The 6,637-nt window shown below is 30.0% G+C and carries 5 protein-coding genes and 1 tRNA gene; 2 read left to right on the top strand and 4 right to left on the bottom strand.

Annotated elements, in window-relative coordinates; all coding sequences use genetic code 11:
- Positions 1-42 precede the first annotated feature (42 nt).
- Both AMN81_RS00885 and AMN81_RS00880 read left to right on the top strand, forming a co-directional pair.
- Positions 43-119 (top strand) — tRNA-Arg (locus AMN81_RS00885).
- Between the two features lie 119 nt (positions 120-238).
- Positions 239-664 (top strand): PaaI family thioesterase, encoded by a 426-nt coding sequence (locus tag AMN81_RS00880; RefSeq protein ID WP_072090261.1) that lies wholly within the window; start codon positions 239-241, stop codon positions 662-664.
- Here the strand turns inward: AMN81_RS00880 and AMN81_RS00875 are convergent.
- The 4 genes from AMN81_RS00875 to AMN81_RS00860 all read right to left on the bottom strand — a co-directional run.
- A complete protein-coding gene (locus AMN81_RS00875; protein WP_072090260.1) occupies positions 642-2,987 on the bottom strand; it encodes a TRAP transporter permease in 2,346 nt (781 codons plus the stop codon). The genes AMN81_RS00880 and AMN81_RS00875 overlap by 23 nt on opposite strands.
- Before the next feature lie 71 nt (positions 2,988-3,058).
- Positions 3,059-4,063: a TAXI family TRAP transporter solute-binding subunit gene (locus tag AMN81_RS00870; RefSeq protein WP_072090259.1), complete on the bottom strand. Its 1,005-nt coding sequence runs from the start codon at positions 4,061-4,063 to the stop codon at positions 3,059-3,061.
- Positions 4,064-4,142: 79 nt separating this feature from the next.
- Complete coding sequence (locus AMN81_RS00865; RefSeq protein ID WP_072090258.1) at positions 4,143-5,369, bottom strand: pyridoxal phosphate-dependent aminotransferase; 1,227 nt, start codon at positions 5,367-5,369, stop codon at positions 4,143-4,145.
- Positions 5,370-6,637 (bottom strand): acetoacetate--CoA ligase (locus tag AMN81_RS00860; RefSeq protein ID WP_102133206.1); only part of this gene is annotated, 1,268 nt, incomplete at its 5' end.

The following is a 6,637-nucleotide window of genomic DNA, read 5'->3' as shown; positions in this document are numbered from 1 at the left end:
ATTAAATCAAAAACTTTGATATATGAGATATATTATTTAAAAGGACCGCTGGCCAAATTGGATAAGGCGCTCGGCTACGAACCGGGAGATTCCAGATTCGAGTTCTGGGCGGTCCACCAAAAAGGAAATAAAAATGTTTAATTGGCTTTTGAATGCATCTTTACAAAAATCAGTAATTTATTTTTTTATAATTATTTTAATTATTTTATTAATTTTAACTTTTGTATTATAAAAAATTATGAGCAATGAATTTGAGCAAATAAGTATTAAACCTGGATTTATGAAACACAATGGAGGTGTTTTATTTAGAGCTATTTCAGAAAATGAATATGAATTTAAATCTATAATTAATGAAAATCATTTGAATGCTGCTGGAATAACTCATGGGGGTTATTTATCTGCTTTAATAGATGCAGGAGCAGGAACAGCTGCACATAGAGCTGCAGGAAATGCGCCATGTGTAACTATCTCCTTAGATATAAAATTTATAGGCGCTTCAAAAGTTGGAGATGAAATTATTGGACATACAAAAATTTTAAAAAAAACGAATACTCTTGTGTTTTTGTTTTGTGAGCTAAAGTGTAATGATAAAATAATTACCTCTGCGTCTGGAGTATGGAAAATTATTAAAATAAAGCCTTCTAATTTAGGTCCAGGTGGGTAATATACTCTTTTCTTTTTAAGTTAAAGTAGCCAAATACTACTAATAATAATATTGCTATAGGATAAACGATATTTTTGGATGGTCTATCTGAATTTTCAATTTTAAATTCACTTATATAGTCTCCCATTTCAAAACCACTTTTTTTTGCTTCTCCATTCCATTTCAAATTATCAACAACAACTTTATCATCTTGTTTCATTAATGTAATTCCATAGTCCTCTAAAGTAAATTTATCTTCAAAAGTATTTTTTGATATCACAAATAACTTATATCTTTCTCCGTATAAACTAGGCCTTGTTATTTTAATTTGAATTTCTTTTGTTGAGTCTAATTTCATTGAATTAATTTTAGTAATTTCCTCATAATTATATTTTGGATAAAATTTGTTTAAAACAAAGTCGGGTGATAACAAGGAGATAGAAATTACAAAAAAAATAATTATTTCATACCATTTAAGTTTATTAATAAACCATCCTTGGGTGGCTGAGGTAAATACTAAAATCCCAATTAAAGAAGTTATAATTACAATCAATCCATGCCAAATATTTTCAATACCAATAAGTAAAAGTTCATGGTTAAATAAGAATACAATTGGCAAAATTCCTGTTCTTAAACTATACCAAAAAGCTTGCACCCCTGTTCTTAAGGGATCTCCACCAGATATTCCTGCAGCTGCATAAGAGGCAAGTCCCACTGGTGGCGTTACATCAGCCATTAAGCCAAAATAAAAGACAAATAAATGAACTGCAATTAACGGAAAAATAAAACCTGAGGCATTCCCAACATCCACCAACACAGTCGCCATTAAAGAAGCAACAACAACATAATTTGCCGTTGTTGGCAAACCCATTCCTAAAAGTAAGCACAAAATAATTGTTAAAAATAATAATATAGTAACGTTATCTTTAGCTATAGATTCTATAACTATTATTAAATTAGTACTTAAGCCTGTAGATCCAACTGCACCAACAATAATTCCTGCAGTTGCAATCGCTATACCAACAGCAACCATATTTAAAGCGCCTTTTTCAAAACCAACTATTGTTTGATTAAACCATTCTTTAAGAGTATCTTTTTTAATTTCATTTTTAATTAACAAATTTATTAAATTGACTAAAACCAAAGTAATGGTTGCATAAAAAATTGAATATGAGGCAGTAAATCTTAAATAAACCAAAGTATAAATTAAAACAAAAATTGGTATTAAAAAATGTATCCCAGATAAAAAAGTTTTTTTTAAATGAGGAACATCTGCATCATCCATTCCTTTGAGATTTAATTTTAAAGCTTCTAAATGTGAAATATAAAATAATGCTATGTAAGAAATAATTGCTGGTAAGAAAGCATGTTTAACTATTTCAAAGTAAGTTACACCAATAAAACTTGCCATTACGAATGCAGCCGCGCCCATGACAGGTGGCATGATCTGACCATTGACTGATGAAGAAACCTCGATAGCACCAGCTTTTTCTTTTGAAAAACCAGTTTTTTTCATAATTGGAATTGTAAAAGTTCCAGTAGTAACTGTGTTTGCAATTGAAGATCCCGAAATTAATCCAGTCATACCTGAGCCTAATATTGCTGCCTTTGCAGGTCCTCCTCTCATTTTTCCAACCATTGCAAAAGCAAGATCTAAAAAATATTTTCCACCACCAGCAGTTTCAAGCAAAGCGCCAAATAAAACAAATAGGAAAATAAAATCTACTGATACCCCAATTGGAATTCCAAAAATTGCTTCTTGATCAAGCCATTGGAAGCCTACAAGTCTATTTAAAGACAAACCACCATGAGAAATTATTTCAGGCGCATACCTTCCAAAGTATGAAAACAATAGAAAACAACTAGCTATAATTACCAAAGGTAAACCAATTGCTCTTCTAGTGGCCTCTAAAAGAATTAAAATTCCACATCCTCCTAAAATCAATTCTAACGGAAAATTTAATGTTTCTGAGATCTTGAGATTTAAAAGAACACCCCCTCTTTCAACCAACTGATCATAAAAAAAATAAATATAAAGACACGATATCGCTCCCATAAAACTGATCAAAACATCAAAAAACGAAATTTTCTTACCTTTTGAGATTGGGTAAATTAAAAAGGCTAAAGTTAAAGCAAAACCTAAATGAATTGCTCTTGCTGGCAATCCCTTAAACATTCCAAAATTTAGCATAAATGGAAATGGTGAAGCGTACCAAAGTTGAAATAGTGACCAAATAATTGCTATTGCTGAAACAATTTTTAAATGAAAACCAGTAATATTTCTAGTTGGTGATAAGTCTTCGCTTATTTTATTTTTAATTTTACTGCTGATTGAGTCGCTCATCAAAATTATTCATACCATAAAAAAAAGGCCCGGTAAAAATTACCAGGCCTTTTTAATTAATAAAAATTGGATTACATTAACCCAGCTTCTTTATAGTATTTTATTGCACCTGGATGTAATGGAGCAGATAAACCATCTTTAATCATGTTTTTCTTTTCCAAGAATCCAAATGCTGGATGTTGTTTTTTGAAATCATCAAAATTTTCCATCACAGCTTTTGTAACTAAATAAACAAGCTCTTCAGAAACATCTGCAGAAGTAACAACAGTAGCTTTTACACCAAAAGTTGTAGCATCTTTTTTCTGACCTGTGTAAGTTCCTTTAGGTATTACTGCCTGTGCATAATAATCTGCACCATCAATTAAACCTTGAACCTCAGAACCTGTTAAATTAATTGGAGATGCTTTTGCTGCACAAGTTGCTGCTTGTTCCATAGCACCATTTGGAAATCCAACAGAATAACCAAATGCATCTATTTTTCCGTCACATAGCGCTTTAACTTGTTCAGAAGATGTAAGTTCAGTTGTTGATTTAAAGAAACTGTTATCAACACCCATTGCTTTCATTAGTTCTTCCATAGTTCCTCTTTGACCTGAACCAGGATTACCGATGTTAACTACTTTTCCTTTTAATCCAGCAAAATCTTTAATTTTTGCTTTTTTTCTAGCCCAAATTTGAAAAGGCTCATTGTGAACTGAGAAAACTGCTCTCAAATTACTAAATTGTTTTCCTTCCCATTTACTAGATCCATTAACAGCATGATACTGCCAGTCTGATTGCGCTACACCAAATTGGAATTCTCCAGCTGCTATCTGACCAATATTGTAGTTAGATCCACCAGTGGATGGAGCAGTACATCTATAAGCTTTAGCTGTACCTTTTTTTCTACCATGTTCAGCACTAATTGCTGATTTGTGAAGCATTTTACATATAGCGTTCCCTGTTTGGAAGTATACTCCTGTAGGTCCGCCTGTTCCTATCGTAAAGAACTCAGCTGATTTAGCAACAGTTGTCAAAGACAATGATGCAAATAAAATCAGTAAAGCACTTGATAGAGATGTGATTATTTTTTTCATTGTTTACCCCTCTATTTTTATGTCGTTATTTTTATAAGTTTATTCTAACAAAATATAATCGTAGGTGTACAGAGTGATTTTATAAGTTTTCTGACCAATTCTTTAGTTTATTAACACCTTCTACTACTTTTGGCGCAAACTTATTAATTAAATTTTCATCAATTTTTTTTGTTTCATCAATATTGTTCATAAACTCTTGTCCATCAAAATCTGTAAAACTTAACCTTGCTAACATTTTATCTGGATTAAACCCAAAATCAGAACCTGGTAATAAAGCAACTCCAGTATTATTTAATATATCCTTACACATTTCTGATGAAGTTTTAAATTTGTTATTTAAAAATTCTGGCATTAAATAAAATCCTCCATGAGGTTCATTAATCAATACCTTATTTGATTTTAAATTTGAAAAAACATATTTACCAACTGCACTTAAAATATTTACTGATTTTGTAATATAATTTGAATGATCATTTTCGTAAGCTTTGATTGCTGCATACTGAATAGGTGCGCTCACAGCAGAAAAAGTTTCACTAGCTAATACATTGATCATATTTTTTATATTATTCAATTCATCTGGAATTATAAAATAACCAAGTCTCCATCCTCCTGCACCACACCATTTACTAAGTCCAGTACTAATAATAGTTTTTTTAGGACAATAACTTGAGATAGATTTAAAATTTTTCGAAAATGTTAATTCTGAGTATATTTCATCTGATAATATTATAAGATTATACTTTTTGGCAATTTCTGAAATTTCTTCTAATTTGTTACAAACCTGTCCAGAAGGATTGTTCGGTGAATTTAAAAATAATAAATAATTTTTATCTTTATCTTTTGATATGATTTTCTCAATTTGTGCTCCAGTAGGAAACCAGTTGTTTTCTCTTTCTGTTTGGAGAATTTGAATTTTATTTCTCCCTAAAATAGCTTGTGGTGCATATGAAACCCAACTGGGTGCTGGCAATATAATTTCACCATCAAAAATTACATGTAATAAAAACATTAATTCTTTAGATCCTGGTCCAATAATTACATTGTTAGCTTTGTAGTTATAATTTTTCTTTTTAGATGAATATTTCGCTACAGCTTCCCTTAATTCCTCAAGGCCCTGCATGGGTAAATATTTGTTTTGATAGGCATTACTTTTTAATTCTTCAACTACATCCTCAGGTACTTTAAATGGTGATTGTCCAAAACCAAATTTAAAGATTTTTTTTCCTTGTTGTTCTAATTGTTTTGAAGTTTCATTCATTGCAAGAGTAGATGAGGGCTTTAGGTCTTTGACAAAATTTTTTAACATTTAATTGCTCAATTCTTTTAAATTATTAAATTGTTCAAGAGCTTCGGGATTTGCTAAAGCTTCAATGTTTTTAATTTGACTTCCTTCTATCTTACTTTTAACTGCAAGTTCAACTATTTTGCCACTTTTTGTTCGAGGTATATCTTTTACAACAATAATTTTACTTGGAACATGTCTAGGAGATGCATTTTTTTTTATTTGTAATTTAATTTTGTTAATTAATTCTGCTGTTAATGAATAATTTTTGCTCATTACAATAAATAAAACTATTCTAACATCATTATCCCATGATTGTCCTACAACAATAGACTCTTTTATTTCTTTAAACTTTTCAACTTCTGAATATATCTCTGCTGTTCCAAGTCTTACACCTCCTGGATTTAAGGTGGTATCTGATCTTCCATGAATTATATATCCTCCACTATTTTTTATCTCTGCGTAATCTCCATGGTGCCATATGTTTTTAAATCTATTAAAATAAGCACTCTTAAATTTAATATCATTTTTATCATTCCAAAACTTTAAAGGCATTGATGGAAAAGGATTTTTACAGACAAGTTCTCCTTTACTATTTTTTAAAGACTTCCCTTTATCACTTAAAACGTCTACATCTAAAGCCAAACCATTGTTTTGTATTTCTCCTATATTTACTGGCTGATATAAATTTCCTAACACAAAGCACGAAACAATATCGGTACCACCAGAAATAGATGACAAATGTACATTTTTTTTAATATGCTTATAAACATATTTGAAACTTTCTTCTGAAAGAGGTGAGCCAGTTGAACAAATTGTTCTTAGTTTATTTAGTTTAAATTTATATTTTAATTTTGGTTTAAATTTTCTTAAAGCATCTACATACTTCGCACTTATTCCAAATAAAGTTATTTTTTCTCTTTGTGCTATTTTCAAAAGCAAATCAGCAGATTTAAACATTGGAGATCCATCAAAAAGAACAATAGATGCCCTCGATGCTAATGAACTAACTAACCAATTCCACATCATCCATCCACATGTGGTAAAATAAAAAACGTTATCATTTTCTTTAATATTGCAATGTAATTGATGTTCCTTCATATGCTGGATTAAGACACCACCAGATCTATGACAAATACATTTAGGTTTTCCAGTAGTTCCACTTGAATATAATATTGCTAATTCTGTTTCAAAATCAAATCTTTTAAAATTAATTTTTTCAGCATTAGTTTGGATTAATTTATTCCATTTAAAAAAATTAATTTTTTTAAATTTAAATTTATTTTTAATAA

The organism is Candidatus Pelagibacter communis, from assembly GCF_001179845.1.
Lineage (GTDB): Bacteria > Pseudomonadota > Alphaproteobacteria > Pelagibacterales > Pelagibacteraceae > Pelagibacter > Pelagibacter ubique_Q.
Note: the sequence above shows the minus strand (reverse complement) of the source record. Positions and strands in the feature narration are given on the sequence as shown.

Coding starts and splice junctions, on each gene's coding strand:
- AMN81_RS00870 (WP_072090259.1), bottom strand. CDS start 4,063: ATGAAAAAAATAATCACATCTCTATCAAGTGCTTTACTGATTTTATTT.
- AMN81_RS00865 (WP_072090258.1), bottom strand. CDS start 5,369: ATGTTAAAAAATTTTGTCAAAGACCTAAAGCCCTCATCTACTCTTGCA.
- AMN81_RS00880 (WP_072090261.1), top strand. CDS start 239: ATGAGCAATGAATTTGAGCAAATAAGTATTAAACCTGGATTTATGAAA.
- AMN81_RS00875 (WP_072090260.1), bottom strand. CDS start 2,987: ATGAGCGACTCAATCAGCAGTAAAATTAAAAATAAAATAAGCGAAGAC.